Source organism: Streptomyces sp. NPDC002055 (genome assembly GCF_040296705.1).
Taxonomy (GTDB): Bacteria; Actinomycetota; Actinomycetes; order Streptomycetales; family Streptomycetaceae; genus Streptomyces.
This window is the reverse complement of the sequence record NZ_JBEOXS010000101.1, coordinates 1-16,212: the sequence shown is the minus strand read 5'-3', so window position 1 is coordinate 16,212 and position 16,212 is coordinate 1. Positions and strand designations below refer to the sequence as shown.

Below are 16,212 nucleotides of genomic sequence, written 5' to 3'. Positions count from 1 at the left end.
CCCGTCCACCCGCCCCACAACACCCTGCATGGCCACCGGCCCTGCGTTGTCGCGCCAAGGGACCCGAGCCCGGCGTGAATCTGCCCGGCGACTCACTGAAGTCGCCGGAGACTCACGGCAGTCGTCGTCCCATCTTCGCCGACTGCCGGTTGCCGCCCTTGGTGTCCCACCACTCCTCGATGTGCGCGCGGACGATGTGCACCAGCATCGCGAGCCGTTCCGGATCGGGAGCGGGAGATGTGAACACATCCGCGAAGGACTTGTCGTCCCACACCAGCGTGAATTCCCAGCGCTCCTCCGGATGCCCCTTCCGGCGCACAGCGAGGTGGTACGTCAAGGTCACGCTGCGGTTGAGGTGATGTTCGGCCAACAGGTCGAGGACATCGAAGGCATCCCGACCGTCACCCGTGATGTAGGAGCGGGCGAGAGCCCGCTCCGCCGGTGTCCGCGCCACCATGTACGTCATCTCCCGTCACTATGGCCGGCAGGCCCCTCACGGGCCACTGCATCTGGTGCCTGACTCAGGCCCGGAGGCCGCACCGCACCGCACACCACACCCGCCCCGGCCTCCCGGCAGATCCGCTCGACCCCGCAGTCGGCTGCCCGTCACCCATCCGTCGGCCTACCGGGCACCCAACGACCAGAAGACACCCACCTCGTCCCCGTTCACCGCGATCAGGCCCAAGTCCTCGCACAGGTCGAGGCCATTGAGGTACGCGACGGTGATGAAAGGGTGGGAACGCGTGCCGCGGAGGCCGGCCTCCACGAAGTCCGGGGCCGGATCGGAGGCGGCGGCCGTCGCGTTGGTCCAGTACCGCGCGGTGGGCCCGTACCGGTCGAGCAGGATCCGGGCGTCGTCCAGCAGGGCGTCCCGGTCCGGACGGGAGCGGACCGGGGCCGGTTCGCAGTCCCACTCCTCGGCCATGACGGCCAGCGCGGCAACCGCCCCCTCCGCCTCCAGCGGGTACAGGCGGTCGGGGAACTCCGCGGCGCTCGGCGGGGCGAACGGATACGCGGGCACGGAGCAGCGGGCGTCGTTGGTGCGGTCCCAGTCGAGTCGGACCCAGCCCCGGGGGTCGGGGACCGAGCGGTGCAGCACCGCGAGGACATCGTGCGCCCAGTCCTCGTGCCGACGGGGACCGGTGGCCACGAACGTGTAGGTGTCGTCGAGCAGCCGCAGTGCCGCCGCGTTCCAGGGACAGCGTAGGCTGCGGAACTCCACCAGCAGATCGCCGACTTCGCGGTCGAACACGTCCTCCGGCTCACGGGGGAGGCCCCGGAGCCGCCCCAGCGCCCAGCGCGCGAGCTCGCCCGCACCGTTCATAGCGATGCCGTCCATGGCGATGCCGTCCACGGCGACATCGTTCGGAAGGCGCGGCAGTGGGGGAGCAGCGGTCCGGTCCCGGAGCGCTTCCAGGTGGGCGTCGAGCAGGTCCAGAGCGGACCGATCCGCAGACGGAGGCATCGCGCCACCCTATGTCGCCCCCGTCACCACGGCTGTCGAACCGTGCAGGCTCAAGGGCCCGGGCCATGGGCCCACGACGTGGCCGAACGACTGCCTCCAGAGCCGCTCTCCACCCCGTACGCGGAGGCGGGGCGTCCGGGCCGGCCCGCGAGCCGGCCCGGACGTCGTGATCAGGCGAGGTCGAACCGGTCCAGGTTCATCACCTTGTTCCACGCCGCGACGAAGTCGTTCACGAACTTCTCCTTCGCGTCGTCGCTCGCGTAGACCTCCGCGAGCGCACGCAGCTCGGAGTTCGACCCGAAGACGAGGTCGGCCCGGCTGCCCGTCCACTTGACCTTGCCCGTGGCGGCGTCACGGCCCTCGAAGGTGTGCGCGTCCTCGGAGGTCGCCTTCCACGTCGTCCCCAGGCCGAGCAGGTTGACGAAGAAGTCGTTGGTCAGCGAGCCCGGAGTCGCGGTGAGGACACCGAGCGCCGACTGCTGGTGGTTCGCGTCCAGGACGCGCAGACCACCGACGAGCACCGTCAGCTCGGGGGCGCTCAGGGTCAGCAGGTTCGCCCGGTCGAGCAGCAGGTACTCGGCCGGGAGCCGGTTGCCCTTGCCGAGGTAGTTGCGGAACCCGTCGGCGGCCGGCTCGAGCGCGGCGAAGGACTCCACATCGGTCTGCTCCTGCGACGCGTCCGCACGGCCCGGCGTGAACGGCACCTCGACGTCGAATCCGGCGTCCTTGGCGGCCCGCTCGACGGCCGCACCACCGGCGAGCACGATCACATCGGCGAGCGAGACCCGCTTGCCGCCGCCCTGGGCGGCGTTGAAGGTCTCCTGGATGCCCTCCAGGGTGCGCAGCACCGGTGCCAGCTGGTCGGGGTCGTTCACCTCCCAGCCGCTCTGCGGCTCGAGACGGATGCGTGCCCCGTTGGCGCCGCCGCGCTTGTCACTGCCACGGAAGGACGAGGCCGACGCCCACGCGGTCGACACCAGCTGGGACACCGACAGCCCCGAGTCGAGGATCGTGGCCTTGAGAGCGGCCAGGTCCGCGGCGTCGATCAGCTCGTGCGTCACCGGCGGCAGGGGGTCCTGCCACACCAGCGTCTCGCTCGGGACCTCCGGGCCGAGGTAGCGCGCGACCGGACCCATGTCACGGTGGGTCAGCTTGTACCAGGCGCGGGCGAACGCGTCCGCGAACGCGTCCGGGTTCTCCATGAAGCGCCGCGAGATCTGCTCGTACGCCGGGTCGATGCGGAGCGCCAGGTCGGTCGTCAGCATCGTCGGGGCGTGGCTCTTCGAGGAGTCGTGGGCGTCGGGGACGGTACCCTGCCCGGCGCCGTCCTTCGGCCGCCACTGGTGGGCGCCGGCGGGGCTCTTGAACAGCTCCCACTCGTAGCCGTAGAGGATCTCCAGGAAGCTGTTGTCCCAGGTGATCGGGGTGTTCGTCCAGATCCCCTCGAGACCACTGGTGATGGCGTCGCCGCCCTTGCCGGTGCCGTGGCTGTTCCGCCAGCCGAAGCCCTGCTGCTCCATCGGAGCGGCCTCGGGGTCGGAGCCGACGGCGTCCGCCGGACCCGCGCCGTGGGTCTTGCCGAAGGTGTGACCGCCCGCGATCAGAGCGACGGTCTCCTCGTCGTTCATCGCCATCCGGCGGAACGTCTCCCGGATGTCACGGGCCGCGGCGAGCGGGTCCGGGGTGCCGTTCGGGCCTTCCGGGTTGACATAGATGAGGCCCATCTGGACCGCGCCGAGGGGGTTCTCCAGCTCGCGGTCGCCGGTGTAGCGCTCGTCGTCGAGCCAGGTGGTCTCGGGGCCCCAGTAGACGTCCTCGTCGGGCTCCCACACGTCCTCACGGCCACCGGCGAAGCCGAAGGTCTCGAAGCCCATCGACTCCAGGGCGACATTGCCGGCGAGAATCATGAGGTCGGCCCACGACAGGCTCTGCCCGTACTTCTTCTTGACCGGCCACAGCAGGCGGCGGGCCTTGTCCAGGTTCCCGTTGTCCGGCCAGCTGTTGAGCGGGGCGAAGCGCTGCTGACCGGCCCCGGCGCCGCCGCGGCCGTCGCTGATCCGGTAGGTGCCGGCGCTGTGCCACGCCATCCGGATGATGAACGGACCGTAGTGGCCGAAGTCGGCAGGCCACCAGTCCTGCGAGGTCGTCAGCACCTCGGCGATGTCCTGCTTCACCGCGGGGAGGTCGAGCGCCTTGAACGCCTCGGCGTAGTCGAAGTCCTCACCGAGAGGGTTGGACACGGCGGGGTTCTTGGCGAGGATCTTCAGATTGAGCCGATCCGGCCACCACTGGCGGTTTCCGCCGCCCTGCGTCGGGTGCGGGGCGCGCCCGTGTGCGACCGGGCAGCCACCTGCGCCCTCCGATTTCGCGTCTGCGACGATTGCATCATGATTCTCAGACATGGGAATCCTTCCGGACCAGGCGGATCACGGTGCTCATGAATTGCGGCAGTGAACAGTCGGGACACAGGTCCCGGTAGGTGACCGCGGCCCCGTGGATCGAGGAGCCGTGGCCGTCGGACGTGATCATGCAGGGGCAGGGCGAAACACAGTCGACGCCGGAGACAACACCGCTCGACCGGCACGCGATGGGGCGGTGGGCCCCGGCGCGTCCCTCGAACCGGGCCGGTGCGCCGCGCAGATCCCTGCGGCGCGCGAACCCGGTCGCCGGGGCCGAAGCGGCGGTCCCGCGCCCGGAACGAAGGGCGATCCGGCCGAGGCGGCCGCACCCCTCGGACATGGGCGCCCCGACGCCGGGCCGATCACCGTCCCGGACGGTCCCGAGCAGCGTGACGCGGCCGGCCGTCACCTCGCGGAGCGGCACCGCGCAACTCCTCGGCGGTGTTCCGTCACGTCTGTGTCTCCTGCCGTACTGGAGTGTTCCTGCCCCTTGGCTATCGCCGGAACCGATCCTACGATGGACAAGGTCTAAGTCAAGAAGTCCGTCAAACCCTGTGGAAGGGGAAGCGGATGTCCACGGGCACGCGTCCTGTAGGCCGTCGAACGTGAATGGGTGCACGACATGAGTGACCTGCTGCGGCGATTGCGCGGGCGTGGCTGGCGGATGACCTCCCAGCGACGTGTCGTCGCGGAAGTCCTCGACGGCGACCACGTACACCTCACCGCCGACGAGGTGCACGCCCGCGCGGCCCGGCGCCTGCCCGAGATCTCCCGGGCGACCGTCTACAACGCCCTGGGAGAGCTGGTGTCCCTCGGCGAGGTCGCGGAGGTGTCCACCGACGGCCGCGCCAAGCGCTACGACCCCAACGCACACCACCCGCACCAGCACCTGGTCTGCTCCGGCTGCGGCACCATCCGCGACGTCCACCCGACCGGCAACCCACTGGCCGAACTCCCGGAGCAGGAACGGTTCGGCTTCACGGTCTCCGAGGTCGACATCGTCTACCGCGGGCTGTGCCCGTCCTGCGCCTGACCCCGGCCCTCTGTGCCCGGCCGGGCCCTCTGCGCCCGGCCGACGGTTCGCACGGGAGCCGGCTACGAACAGCCCTCCCGCCGCCGTACTGCCAGGTGGCGAGAGCATGTCCCGGATGGGAACCGGTCACTCCGCCTCCTGCCGCCACCGCGTGCCGGGCCGATGATGCGCCCGGTCCCGTTCAGGGAACGGCGCGTCCCCACGCGGATATCGTGACCTGCGGGATGTCGATGAACTCCGGGTCCTGGAGCAGTCGGAAGAAGCGGTCCAGCTCCGTCTGCGTGATGAGGCCGTCCGCGACCAACGAAGGGCCGGCCTGCCCGATGAGAGGTGCCCAACGGTCCTTGTCGAGCCCTCCCATGCACCCGAGGTTCCCCGAGAAGGACACCTCGCTCAGTCCGGCCCGGGAGAGCAGCGTCGGCATCCGGCGCGCCCAGGTCATGTCCGCACCCCGCTCGCGGTACTTCTGCTGGTACGCGGCGAGGACCCGTTGGGCGAGCGGAGACGGTGCGGTCTCTGCGGGCAGATGGTACGGCTCCTCGACGACCAGCCAGCCGCCCGGAGCGAGCCACTGAGCGGCCCGGGCGATGAGCTCGTCCCGCTCGGGCAGGTGGCACAGGAGATAGCGCGCGTGGATCAGGTCGAAGCGGCCCGGCTCGTAGTCGTCGCGGGTGACATCTGCTTCCTGGACCCGAAGATTCCCGGCACGGTCGGCATCCAGGTACCGCGTGTCGACATCGGCGGCGACCACCTGCCCATCGGGGCAGCGCCGGGCGAGCCAGTAGGCGATGGAACCGGCACCCGCCCCCAGTTCGAGACAGTTCCAGGACGCCGCGACGGGGAGCCCTTCGATGACCTGAACGGTGAAGTCGTCCACATTGCGCTGGATGGACTCCAGACGCTCGTTCTCGCCGGCGGAATCCGCGCTCAGCGCGCCGACGCGGCAGGAGCCGGCAGCTGCGGGGCGTTCCATGCTCATCGTTCCTCTCATCCCTTCCACGGACCCGGACAAGACCCGGGGCTTGTCGACCACACCGAGCGCGGAGCGGTCGTTCCGGCGTTGCCGGCTTGCTGACAGGGAATTCACCGACCACAGCGGTTGACGCGGATCGCCCACGCACGCGGTGACCGGCCCACCGGAGCCGGGCGGCGCAAGTACAGGCGACCGCACCGGTTCATCCTCCCGACGGAACGTCAGGAGCCTTTGCTTCAGCGTCCGCCCAGGCTGCTCCCGCCATCGACATCGAGGACGTGGCCGGTAATGAACCCCGCCTCGTCGGAGAGCAAAAACCCCACAGCCGCGGCGACGTCGTCCGGAGTGCCCAGGCGCCCCATCGGGATCGACGCAATCGCCCTTCGCTCACCCTCACTGCCGACCGGCCGCGCCCGACGGAACAATTCCGTGGCCGTCGGTCCGGGCGACACCGCATTGGACGTGATGCCATCCGGGGCCAGCTCCAACGCCCACGACCGCGTGCAACCCACCAGCGCACTCTTGGCCGCCGCATAGGAGGTACGGTCCTTGGCCCCGTACGTGGCCCGCGAGGTGATGTTCACGATCCGACCGAACCGCTCCGCACGCATCCCCGGCACCAGCGCCTGGACGATCTGAACCGAAGCACGCAGGTTCAGGTCCACCACCTGCTGCATGACCACCAAGTCCAGGTCCTCGATGGGCTGGGGCTGGGCGATACCCGCATTGTTGACCACCCGACACACTGCGGACTCCCGGGTCACCTCCTTGAGCATGCGCGCGGTGTCCTCGACATCGGAGAGATCGCACCGCAGGAACGTGCCGGGGAACTCCCCCTCGGGCGCACTCCGAGCCACACCGATGACTCCGTACCCCGCCTCTGCCAACCGCCGAGAGACCGCCGATCCGATGCCCTTGCTGGCGCCCGTGACCAGAACGTCTTTCATGCCACTCCTCAAACCTCCCCGGATGTCCGGCCGTTGCTCGCCCCGCTGCCTTCGAACACGGCCGGGCACACCATGCTGACACGGTCATGCCCCTTGGAGTGATGGATCCGGATCGAGTTGATCTTTGTCCTGGGGGCAGATCTTGTGGATGCCGCCCTCGGGAGGTGGCAACGTGCGAGGCGATCCCTTCGGCGTGCATCTCGATGAGAACGGCGGCGGTGAGGCGTTCGAGGGCGGTGCGGGCGGCGAAGCAGTCCGGGCCGCCCGGCGTCAGGGGAAGGGAGCCGCCGCTCGCACGGCGGCCGAGCCGCAGCGGGGTCTACGGCCACGACCGTGACCACGACACCGGCCCGCGCTTCAGGTGGCGGGCTCGGAAAGGAAGACCCGCTCCAGCAGGGTGTACAGGGAGTCCCGCTCCTGGTCGCTGAGCCTGTCCAGGCCCTCCTGTGTGGCGTGCATCTTCGCGCGGATCGTGTCGGTGACGCGCTCGCCCTCGGCCGTGAGGACGACGTTCTTGATGCGCCGGTCGGAGGGGCTGGGCTCGCGGCGCACCAGGCCGCGCTCCTCCAGCCGGTCGACGATCCCGGTGATGTTGGAGGCGTCGCAGGTCAGGGTGTGGGCCAGGACGCGCATCGCTGAAGGGCCACGGCGCAGGACGGTCAGGCACTTGCCCTGGCTCGCGGTGAGGTTCTCGCTCGCTGCCGCGACCGTGAAGTCGCCGTAGTAGACACCGAGGGACACCGAGAGCAGCTCCATGAGCCCGGCGGTGTCGACGCGGGCAGTTCCTGTCATGGGAGCCACGCTACCCAGGAAGCTTGACAATCTCAAATATCTCTATCTACCGTCTTCCTCATTACTTGATGTTCTCAACCATCAATGCCATCAAGCACCTGTGAGGAGCACGTCCGTGACCGTCACCGCGTCTTCGGCCCCCCGCGCGGCCGAGATCCTGTCCCGGCCCGTCACACTGAACGGCCTGACCGTCCCGAACCGCATCGCGATGGCGCCGATGACGCGCAAGTTCTCCCCGGGCGGCATCCCCGGTGAGGACGTGCGGTCGTACTACGCCCGTCGCGCCGCCGCGGGCGTGGGCCTGATCGTCACCGAGGGGACCTACGTCGGTCACGAGTCGGCCGGGGAGAGCGACCGTGTGCCGCGGTTCCACGGTGAGGAGCAGCTGGCGGGATGGGCGAAGGTCGCCGAGGCCGTTCACGCGGCGGGCGGCACCATCGTCCCGCAGCTGTGGCACATCGGCATGGTGCGCAAGCAGGGCGATGCGCCCTACGTCGACGCCCCCGCCGTCGGCCCTTCCGGCATCCGCCTCGACGGAACCGAGGGCACGGGCACGGCGATGACCCGGCACGACCTGGACAACGTCATCGGCGCGTTCGCCGAGGCCGCCGCGGCCGCCGAGCGCATCGGCTTCGACGGCATCGAACTGCACGGTGCCCACGGCTACCTCCTCGACCAGTTCCTCTGGGCGGGGACCAACCGCCGCACCGACGCCTACGGCGGCGACCTCGTGGCCCGTACGAAGTTCGCGGCTGAGATCGTGGCCGCGGTCCGCGAGACCGTCTCGTCCGACTTCCCGGTGATCTTCCGTTATTCGCAGTGGAAGCAGGAAGCCTACGACGCGAGGCTCGCCCGGACCCCGGAGGAGCTGGAGGCCATCCTGACCCCGCTTGCCGAGGCCGGGGTCGACGCCTTCCACGCCTCCACCCGCCGCTACTGGCTCCCGGAGTTCGAGGACTCGGACCTGAACCTGGCGGGCTGGACCAAGAAGCTCACCGGCCGGCCCACCATCACCGTCGGCTCGATCGGCCTCGACGGCGACTTCCTCCGCTCGTTCGCGGGCGAGGGCGCCGCGGTCGGCAGCATCGACAACCTGCTCGAGCGCCTGGAGCGCGACGAGTTCGACCTGGTCGCCGTCGGCCGTGCCCTGCTCCATGACCCGGAGTGGGCGGCGAAGGTCCTGGCGGGCCGGCTCGACGAGCTGAAGCCGTACGACGCGGCGGCGCTGAAGACCCTGAGCTGAGGGTTGCCCCGTCATCCCCGGCGAGCCGGTGCCGTACAGCGCCACCACACGGCGCGTCTTGACGATGATTTCCGGGTCGGGTGGACACCTTCCCTGTGGTGTGGGTGTCCGCCGGGGCCGGGGCCGGGGCCGAGGCCGAGGCCGAGGACCGGGCTCGGGGAAGGGTGCCGGTGGCCTTCCCCGAAATCCTGCCGACGCTCAGGATCCGGCCAAGGACCTAACGCGTACCGGCGGGCGGGTCGGCGTACACGCCGTTCAGCATGCCGGTGGCCTGCCCGACTTCGATGAGATAGCCGTCCGGATCGCGCAAGTAGCACCGCAGCTCGGCCTTGCGGTCGATGGGTGGCGTGAGGAATTCGGCGCCCTTCGCACTCCACTCCCGGTGGCATGCCTCGATGTCGGCGACGCGCAGATTGAGGAAGCTGCTGACCGTGCCCGGGTCGGTGGGCGGGCGCAGGGTGAGGTCCGGCTTGTCCGGGGTGGGGCCGCCGCCCGGGTTCATGATGATCCAGCCGTTGGCGAGCCTGATGGTGCAGGGGTTCTCCTCGAGCACCACCTCACCGCCGAGAACGTCCTCGTAGAAGGCACGCGATCGGGCTACGTCGGCCACCGTCAGGAAGTGAGTGAGAAGGAGCCCGGAATCCGGGGCGGGAAAACCGTCACGACGCATGCACGACCTCCAGACGAAACGGATGCTTCCTTCCATAGTGGTGGATGGGTGCGTGGGCGCGGATGAACACGGCCGGGAGGGGAGCCGGACGTGCCGGCCGCCGGGCCCTCCGCCGCCCTCCAGCCCGTGCCGGCGGCCCGGGCGGGGGCACGCCGGCACGGGCACTGGTCAGAGCACGATTCCAGAGGTCGGGTGCGGTTACCGGTCCACTGCCTGGGGACTCCGGTGAGGCAGCTGAGGCGGCGGCTTCCACGATGGGAGGCGTTCCTGCCGCCAACTGCTGGGACCGCTGGAGGTCCACGCGTAGGTCATTGACCGTGAGTCATCGAACGGCGGACATCAGCGGTCCTTGAACTGCCATGGTTCTGCCGCTGCCGGGGGATCGATCGACTGCTGTGGGCGGCTGCCGACCAGCCCGGCCTCGGCCACGGTGACGGCTCAGGATGTACGGCGCAGCGTCCAGGCGTTGGGGTTGAAGCTGGGGACGACGGAGTAGCGGCAGCCGCTGCTGTAGTAGGAGCTGGTGATCGTCCAGCCTGCGGGCGGCCAGGTGGAGGCGCACGCGTTGACCTGCGTACCGACCGGATAGCCGGTGAGGTTCTTGATCTGCTTGGTGTTGGGGCTGAAGCCGGGCCCGCAGCCGCCGCTGTTCCACCACTGGGTGTCGACCCAGCCGGAGGGGGTGAGCGAGCTGTGGCAGATGGTGGCCGTGTCACCGGGAGCGGCGGTGGCCGAGGCCATGCCGACGGTGGTGACCACGGTGGTCAGGAGTGCGAGAGAGGCGATGCGTCTGCGTATCACGTCGGGTCTCCTTTGCCGGCGCGCTGGTGTCCGCGCCGACGGTGTCGGCATTCGGCCAGGCGCTGGACCATTACTATCCGGCGGTATTCCCCGACGGCCAGCCTTCTTTCGGCCGTGCGGTCGGTGGTCCGGCCGGGCTCTCCTGAGAACATCAGTCACGCGGGCCTCCGCCGGGAGGTTCGCTCGCCGAGGACAACACGGCCGCCTGACAGGCAGCTGTCTCCGCCACCGGTCCAACCGGACCGGAACGCGTTCCGGGTTCGCTGGTCGTGCTGCGTGGTGACTGGCCCCGGGAGTCCTCGGTCGTGGCCGGCTGCTTGCGAATGCTGTTCAGCCGGACTCACCCGGCACGCCATCGAACCGATCGCCGGCGTGTGTGTCAGTCCGCCGCTTGCTGGAGGCCGGTGAGGATGAGGTCCAGCCCGGTCTCGAACTCGTCGCCGTAGGCGTATCCGGGACGCATGACGTGAGCGGTCGCGATCTCGGTCAGGTACGGGTACTCGCCGTCGCCGAATCCGCTCATGATGGATTCCGCCAGTTCGGCGGTCTCGTCCGGGGCGCCGAAGGGCAACGCCTTCTCCTGCAGGGCGAACCCGTAGATGTAGCTGTCGAGGACCGACACCGCGTGGGCGGTCAGGGCCAGGGAGAACCCGCCCTGACGCAGGCAGCCGAGCACGGCCTCGTGGTGACGCAGGGTGGCGGGGCCCGGAGTGGAGCGTGATTCCATCAGCCCGATGGCCCAGCCGTGGCGGGAGAGCGCATGACGCAGGGAGACGGCCCGCTGCCGCATCGCCTGTCGCCAATCCTCGCCCGGCGTGGGCAGTTCGACCTCGCCGAAGACCAGATCGACCATGCCGTCGAGCAGGTCCTCCTTGTTGGCCACATGGTTGTACAGGGACATGGCCTCGACCCCGACGGCCTCGCCGAGCTTGCGCATGCTGAGCGTCTCCAGGCCGCCGGCGTCGGCGAGTTCGACGGCGGTACGCAGTACCCGCTGCCGGGTGAGCGTCTCGCGGGCCGGCTGCGGGGTGGTACGTCGGGGCACGGTGGTCGGTCACTTCCTCTCGTCGTCTCCCAGCGTTGACGAGCTTACGCCGTAAGTGCTGTACTTACGGCGTAAGCATGCGGCGAGTGTGGCGCTACGGAGAGCGGTGACGATGCGGAACACGAGCGAGCCGGTCGCAGCCGCCGGCGGAGCCGGGATGACGACGGCCGTCGTGCAGGAGCGGTACGGCGCCGAGCCGGAAGCCGTGCTGCGCATGGCGCGGCTCGTCCGGCCGGAGATCGGCCCGGACGAGGTCCTGGTGCGGGTGCGCGCCTCCAGCGTGGACCGGGGCACCTGGCACATGATGGCCGGCCTGCCGTACGCGGTCCGTCCCGTGAGCGGCCTGCGCAGGCCGAAGCTCCCCAACCCGGGCCGCAACATCGCCGGTGTCGTCGAGGCGATCGGCTCCGGGGTGACCGGTTTCGCGCCCGGCGACGAGGTCTACGGCACGGCAGCCGCGGCGTTCGCCGACTACGCCACCGCCCGTCCCGACAGAATCGCCCCCAAACCGGCCGGACTCACCTTCGAGGAGGCGGCGACGGTACCCGTCAGTGCGCTCACCTCGCTGCAGGCGGTCCGCGACAAGGGCAGGGTCCGGGAGGGGCAGGAGGTTCTGATCACGGGAGCGGCCGGCGGCGTGGGCACCTTCGCCGTCCAGCTCGCCCACGCCTTCGGTGCCCGGGTCACGGCTGTTGCGAGCACACCCAAACTCGACGCCGTACGGTCGTTGGGCGCCGACCACGTGATCGACTACACCCGTGAGGACTTCCTCGCCGCCCCGCGACACTACGACGTCATCATCGACATCGCGGGCAACCGCGGCCTGCGGGAACTGCGCCGCGCCCTCACACCCCGCGGCAGGCTGGTCATCACCGGCGGTGAGACGAACGGCGTCTGGCTCGGCGGCACCGACCGGCAGCTCCGCGCGCAGCTGCTGTCCCCGTTCACCGGCCGGCACCTGGGCGCCTTCATCTCCTCCGAGCACGCCGACGGGCTGCGCGACTTGACCTCCCTCATCGACGCGGGCATGCTGAGCCCCGTCGTGGACCGCGTCTACCCGCTCACCGAGACCGCCGCGGCCGTCCGGCACCTCCTCGACGGCCGCGTCACGGGCAAGCTGGCGCTCACCGTGCCCGCTGAGTGATGACGTGGCTGATGCCGGGAGCATTGCCGACGTGTGCCAGGGGGGAAGCTCAGGCTGCCGGGCTATCCGTTCCATGCGGTCGGCGGGGTCGGGGTGGCCTACGAGTCGGCCGCCGGCGCTCCGCTGCCCCTGCTGCTCCTCTTCATGTGGCTGCGGGGGAGCGGCTGATGGCCATCCCCCGCTCCGCCACCGCGCGAGTGTGCGGGCTGTGGGCTCATCCGCCCAGGGCGTTCGCCAGGCGCGTGAGGGCCGGCATGGCTGCGGCGAGCATGTCGCGGTCGCCGGGGAGAAGCCTGTCCATCGCGTGCTCCAGTGTCTCCCGGCTGGCCCGGTCATAGCGTTCGAGTAGTTCCAGCGCGTGCGGAGTCACGGACAGGTCCACTGCTCTGAGATCCGTCGTGGACGAGTGACGTTCCACCAGCCCTGCCGTCGCCATCGTCCGCACCAGATTGCTGACCGTCGAGGGGGAGACGCGCAGGCTCTCGGCCACTGCCCGGGTACCCAACGGCCCGTCGGCGGACAGGACCCGGAGCAGTTCGATCTGGGCGTCGGGCAGGTCGGGGAGGCCCTCGGCGGCGCGGGTCGAGCGCAGTACGGCTCGGCGCAGGGGGCCGAGGAGGCGGCTGAGGTCGGCGGCAGTGTCCACGACTCCATTGTGACAGCAGAGTGATTTTGCTTCAAAGTAGTTTTGTTGCAAACTTCAGTCGCTGCCGGGCGCCGTGAGACGCCGTACGCGACACAAGGAGAGCCACGCCATGACGACCATCGCGAACCCCGTCCCCGAGCAGGACCTCTCGGGCATCACGGGGAAGCACTTCATCTACACCTATGCCAACGGCTGGCAGTACGAGATGTATGTGAAGAACGCCCGGACGATCGACTACCGGATCCACACCGGCCTGGTCGGCGGCCGTTGGGTGAAAGACCAGACCGTTGACCTTGTCTGTCTTGACTCGGACGTCTACAAGATCTCCTGGACCGAGCCCACCGGCACCTCGGTCAGCGTCAACGTGCTGCCCGCCAAGCGCCGACTCCACGGCGTGATCTTCTTCCCCCACTGGGTGCACCAGCACCCCGAGCGCACCGTCTGCTTCCAGAACGACCACCTGGACCAGATGGCCGACTACCGCCACCAGGGCCCGGCATACCCGATCTGCGTCGTCCCCGAGTTCGCGAAAATCACCTTCCTCGAGGACTGCGGCGAAGACAACGAAGCCGTCATCGCCGCGGCCCCGGCCGACCTGCCGCAGGGCTACGCCGACCGCATCAACTGACCGCCCCCGCGCTCCCGCTCACCGCTCTCGTCAGCGGAGCGACCGTTGTTCGGTACGTATCGGCCCGTACGGCCGGATGGCATTCGTTGAGAGTGCGTTCTGGTGCTGGTGGGGGCTCCTGCCCCTGTGGGTGGTGGCTGGTGGGTGGGCGCGGGTCCGGGCGGCCACCGCAGCCGGCCTTGCCCGGGTGCTCACCGAGACCGATCCCTGTCGCCCTAGGACCAGGCCGTGGGCGGTGAGGTGGTCGGCGAGCGCGGTGAGTTCGGCCGGAATGATGACCTTGCCGGGCTCGCCGGTTCGTACACTGACGAGGGTGGAGGACCATACGGCGACCAGGATCGATGTACGTCCGGCGCCTGCCTTGCGTCGGTACGTCGGCTCGTATGTCGGTTTCGACCTTCGCGGGTTCCCGGCGGGGGTGCACTGCGGTCCGCCGGGCCGCGTGCTCACTGCGGTGATCAGCCTGTCCGACCCTTTGGAGGTGGCGGCGGACGTCGACGACGGGTCACCGGTCACCCGATTCGGCAGCGTGGCCGGCGGTCTGATGTGCCGGTCCGTCGCGATCCACCACGACGGACGCCAGCAAGGCGTGAAGGTATCGCTGACACCGCTCGGGGCTCGGGCCGTCTACGGCATGCCCGCCGCTGCGCTCGCCCACCGACTGGTCCCACTCGACGAGCTTCTCGGAGCGCTTGGCATCGAGCTGGTTGACCGGCTCCGAGCGGCGACGACATGGGCCGCACGGTTCGCCGCGCTGGACGAGTTGCTCCTGCGAGCTGTCGGCCGCGCCGCCGGCGGCGACCGCGTGCCCCGGGTGCGCCCCGAGGTGGCCGAGGCATGGCGCCGCCTCGTCGCCGCGCGGGGCCGCCTCCAGGTTGGGGCGGTCGCCGCAGAACTGGGCTGGAGCCGTCGGTACCTCACCGAGCGGTTTCGCGGTGAGGTGGGCCTGTCGCCGAAGACTTTCGCCCGAGTTCTGCGCTTCGAGCACGCGCACGAACTGGCGACGGCGCACGACCCGCTCCCGTGGGCCGATGTGGCGACCCTCTCCGGCTACGCCGACCAGGCCCATCTCGTACGGGACTGGAGCGGGTTCACAGGCCGATCGCCGACGGCCTGGCGTCGCGGCGAAGTCCTCCTCGGGACCGGGTAGTCGCCGACCGGCTGCCCGTCGCGTCGGCTTCCGTTCCCTTTTCTTCAAGACCACCCGATCGCCGTCCTGTGACGATCGTCGGCATGAGACTCGTCAACCACGAACGCAACGCCATCGACCTGCGGACAACCCCCGTGCACCTCGGGCTGGGATCGACAGCGAAATCCATCGAGGGCTTCGCCTGGGACCCGGAGGTGCTCCAGGCCTACAGCGCCGCGGTCGCGGCGGACGGCGCCGAGGGCCGGATAGTGACGATCTTCGACGGCGACGGCCCCGGCGACCATTGGGAGCGCCACCCCGCCGGCGACGAGCTGGTCGTCTGCCTCAGCGGGTCGGTGACGGTCACCCGCGACGTGGACGGGGTGCCCGACCGCGTTGTGCTCGGGCCGGGCGAGGCCACCGTCAACCCGGCCGGGGCATGGCACGCGGTCGACATGGCGGGGCCCGCGTCCATCCTGACCATCACCGCCGGCCTCGGCACCGACCACCGTCCCCGCACCGACGCCCGCCCGACCGAGCACGTCGGCACGCCCGGCCCGCAAACGCCGTGACGACACGCGTCGCGTGCCTCGGCGACAGCCTCACCCGCGCGCAGCTCAGCGTCGACTACCTCGACCTTCTCGAACGACGCCACCCTCCCGGCGACGTGCGGCTCGCCCGCTTCGGCGCCAACGGCGACTTCGCCTACAACCTCTCGCGGCGCCTCGATGCCGTCGTCGCGGACCCGCCCGACGTGATCACCGTGTTGATCGGGACCAACGACGCCCGAGCGAGCCTCACCGGCTACCCCGTCGAGCGGGCCATGAAGCGCAAACAACTCCCCAAGCGCCCGTCGGCCGGCTGGTTCCAGCAGTGCCTGGGAGCCGTCGTCGAACGGCTGCAAACGGAGACCGACGCGACGATCGGTCTGCTGTCGCTCCCGGTCCTCGGCCAACAACTCGACGGAGCGGCGGCGCAGGCATCGCAGGCGTACAGCCGGATGATCGCCGAGGTCGCCAGCACCCACGAGGCGACCTACCTCCCACTCCACGAACGCCAGACCGAGGGACTACGCCAAGCGGACCCACCACCGATCCCCTACCAGGAGCCGACGCCCGCGGCGAGCATCGGCACCCTCATCCGGCACACCGTGCTGCGCCGCAGCCTCGACACGATCTCGCGGCGCCGAGGTCTCGTGCTCACGACCGATCACATCCACCAGAACAGCCGCGGAGCCGCCCTTGTCGCCGAGGCCATCGACACCTGTCTGCCGACCCAAAGCGCGTAGCCGGTTCCG

The 16,212-nt window shown here is 70.0% G+C and carries 19 protein-coding genes; 8 read left to right on the top strand and 11 right to left on the bottom strand.

Features of this window, described 5'->3' with window-relative positions; genetic code table 11:
• Positions 1-112 precede the first annotated feature (112 nt).
• From ABT112_RS33645 to ABT112_RS33630, 4 genes are all read right to left on the bottom strand, one after another.
• A complete protein-coding gene (locus ABT112_RS33645; RefSeq protein WP_351515606.1) occupies positions 113-466 on the bottom strand; it encodes a hypothetical protein in 354 nt (117 codons plus the stop codon).
• A gap of 156 nt (positions 467-622) precedes the next feature.
• Positions 623-1,465, bottom strand: a complete 843-nt coding sequence (locus ABT112_RS33640) for a hypothetical protein (protein WP_351515605.1) — start codon at positions 1,463-1,465, stop codon at positions 623-625.
• 170 nt (positions 1,466-1,635) lie between these two features.
• Entirely contained in the window at positions 1,636-3,867 is a 2,232-nt protein-coding gene (katG, locus tag ABT112_RS33635) for a catalase/peroxidase HPI (protein WP_351515604.1), read from the bottom strand.
• On the bottom strand, positions 3,860-3,994 hold the full coding sequence (locus ABT112_RS33630; protein ID WP_351515603.1) for a hypothetical protein: 135 nt from the start codon (positions 3,992-3,994) through the stop codon (positions 3,860-3,862). The genes katG and ABT112_RS33630 overlap by 8 nt, the downstream gene beginning before the upstream one ends.
• A gap of 492 nt (positions 3,995-4,486) precedes the next feature.
• Between ABT112_RS33630 and ABT112_RS33625 the strand changes: the two genes are divergently transcribed.
• Positions 4,487-4,897: a Fur family transcriptional regulator gene (locus ABT112_RS33625; RefSeq protein ID WP_351515602.1), complete on the top strand. Its 411-nt coding sequence runs from the start codon at positions 4,487-4,489 to the stop codon at positions 4,895-4,897.
• A 181-nt stretch (positions 4,898-5,078) separates the two neighbouring features.
• On the opposite strand, the gene ABT112_RS33620 is transcribed toward ABT112_RS33625, so the two are convergent.
• The 3 genes from ABT112_RS33620 to ABT112_RS33610 form a co-directional block, all read right to left on the bottom strand.
• Complete coding sequence (locus tag ABT112_RS33620) at positions 5,079-5,870, bottom strand: class I SAM-dependent methyltransferase (protein WP_351515601.1); 792 nt, start codon at positions 5,868-5,870, stop codon at positions 5,079-5,081.
• Positions 5,871-6,106: 236 nt separating this feature from the next.
• A complete protein-coding gene (locus ABT112_RS33615; RefSeq protein ID WP_351515600.1) occupies positions 6,107-6,817 on the bottom strand; it encodes an SDR family oxidoreductase in 711 nt (236 codons plus the stop codon).
• Positions 6,818-7,174: 357 nt separating this feature from the next.
• Entirely contained in the window at positions 7,175-7,609 is a 435-nt protein-coding gene (locus ABT112_RS33610) for a MarR family winged helix-turn-helix transcriptional regulator (protein WP_351515599.1), read from the bottom strand.
• Positions 7,610-7,724: 115 nt separating this feature from the next.
• Here ABT112_RS33610 and ABT112_RS33605 point away from each other — a divergent pair, with 115 nt between their 5' ends.
• Entirely contained in the window at positions 7,725-8,852 is a 1,128-nt protein-coding gene (locus ABT112_RS33605; RefSeq protein WP_351515598.1) for an NADH:flavin oxidoreductase, read from the top strand.
• A 217-nt stretch (positions 8,853-9,069) separates the two neighbouring features.
• Here ABT112_RS33605 and ABT112_RS33600 read toward each other — a convergent pair whose 3' ends face one another.
• The 3 genes from ABT112_RS33600 to ABT112_RS33590 all read right to left on the bottom strand — a co-directional run bounded on the left by ABT112_RS33600 (position 9,070) and on the right by ABT112_RS33590 (position 11,368).
• Positions 9,070-9,522 carry a VOC family protein gene (locus ABT112_RS33600; RefSeq protein WP_351515597.1) on the bottom strand — a complete coding sequence of 151 codons (453 nt, stop codon included), beginning with the start codon at positions 9,520-9,522 and terminating at the stop codon, positions 9,070-9,072.
• Between the two features lie 438 nt (positions 9,523-9,960).
• Positions 9,961-10,323 (bottom strand): hypothetical protein, encoded by a 363-nt coding sequence (locus tag ABT112_RS33595; RefSeq protein ID WP_351515596.1) that lies wholly within the window; start codon positions 10,321-10,323, stop codon positions 9,961-9,963.
• A gap of 379 nt (positions 10,324-10,702) precedes the next feature.
• Positions 10,703-11,368 carry a TetR/AcrR family transcriptional regulator gene (locus tag ABT112_RS33590; RefSeq protein WP_351515595.1) on the bottom strand — a complete coding sequence of 222 codons (666 nt, stop codon included), beginning with the start codon at positions 11,366-11,368 and terminating at the stop codon, positions 10,703-10,705.
• A gap of 112 nt (positions 11,369-11,480) precedes the next feature.
• Between ABT112_RS33590 and ABT112_RS33585 the strand changes: the two genes are divergently transcribed.
• On the top strand, positions 11,481-12,512 hold the full coding sequence (locus tag ABT112_RS33585; protein WP_351515594.1) for an NAD(P)-dependent alcohol dehydrogenase: 1,032 nt from the start codon (positions 11,481-11,483) through the stop codon (positions 12,510-12,512).
• Between the two features lie 33 nt (positions 12,513-12,545).
• On the top strand, positions 12,546-12,680 hold the full coding sequence (locus ABT112_RS33580; RefSeq protein ID WP_351515593.1) for a hypothetical protein: 135 nt from the start codon (positions 12,546-12,548) through the stop codon (positions 12,678-12,680).
• A 46-nt stretch (positions 12,681-12,726) separates the two neighbouring features.
• Here the strand turns inward: ABT112_RS33580 and ABT112_RS33575 are convergent, their stop codons facing one another.
• On the bottom strand, positions 12,727-13,158 hold the full coding sequence (locus ABT112_RS33575; RefSeq protein WP_351515592.1) for a MarR family winged helix-turn-helix transcriptional regulator: 432 nt from the start codon (positions 13,156-13,158) through the stop codon (positions 12,727-12,729).
• A gap of 109 nt (positions 13,159-13,267) precedes the next feature.
• Between ABT112_RS33575 and ABT112_RS33570 the strand changes: the two genes are divergently transcribed.
• From ABT112_RS33570 to ABT112_RS33555, 4 genes are all read left to right on the top strand, one after another.
• Entirely contained in the window at positions 13,268-13,786 is a 519-nt protein-coding gene (locus ABT112_RS33570; RefSeq protein WP_351515591.1) for a phenolic acid decarboxylase, read from the top strand.
• 313 nt (positions 13,787-14,099) lie between these two features.
• Positions 14,100-14,936: a helix-turn-helix domain-containing protein gene (locus tag ABT112_RS33565; RefSeq protein ID WP_351515590.1), complete on the top strand. Its 837-nt coding sequence runs from the start codon at positions 14,100-14,102 to the stop codon at positions 14,934-14,936.
• 83 nt (positions 14,937-15,019) lie between these two features.
• Positions 15,020-15,487, top strand: a complete 468-nt coding sequence (locus ABT112_RS33560; protein WP_351515589.1) for a cupin domain-containing protein — start codon at positions 15,020-15,022, stop codon at positions 15,485-15,487.
• A complete protein-coding gene (locus ABT112_RS33555; protein ID WP_351515588.1) occupies positions 15,484-16,203 on the top strand; it encodes an SGNH/GDSL hydrolase family protein in 720 nt (239 codons plus the stop codon). Before ABT112_RS33560 ends, ABT112_RS33555 begins: the two co-directional genes overlap by 4 nt.
• The last annotated feature ends 9 nt before the right edge of the window (positions 16,204-16,212 follow it).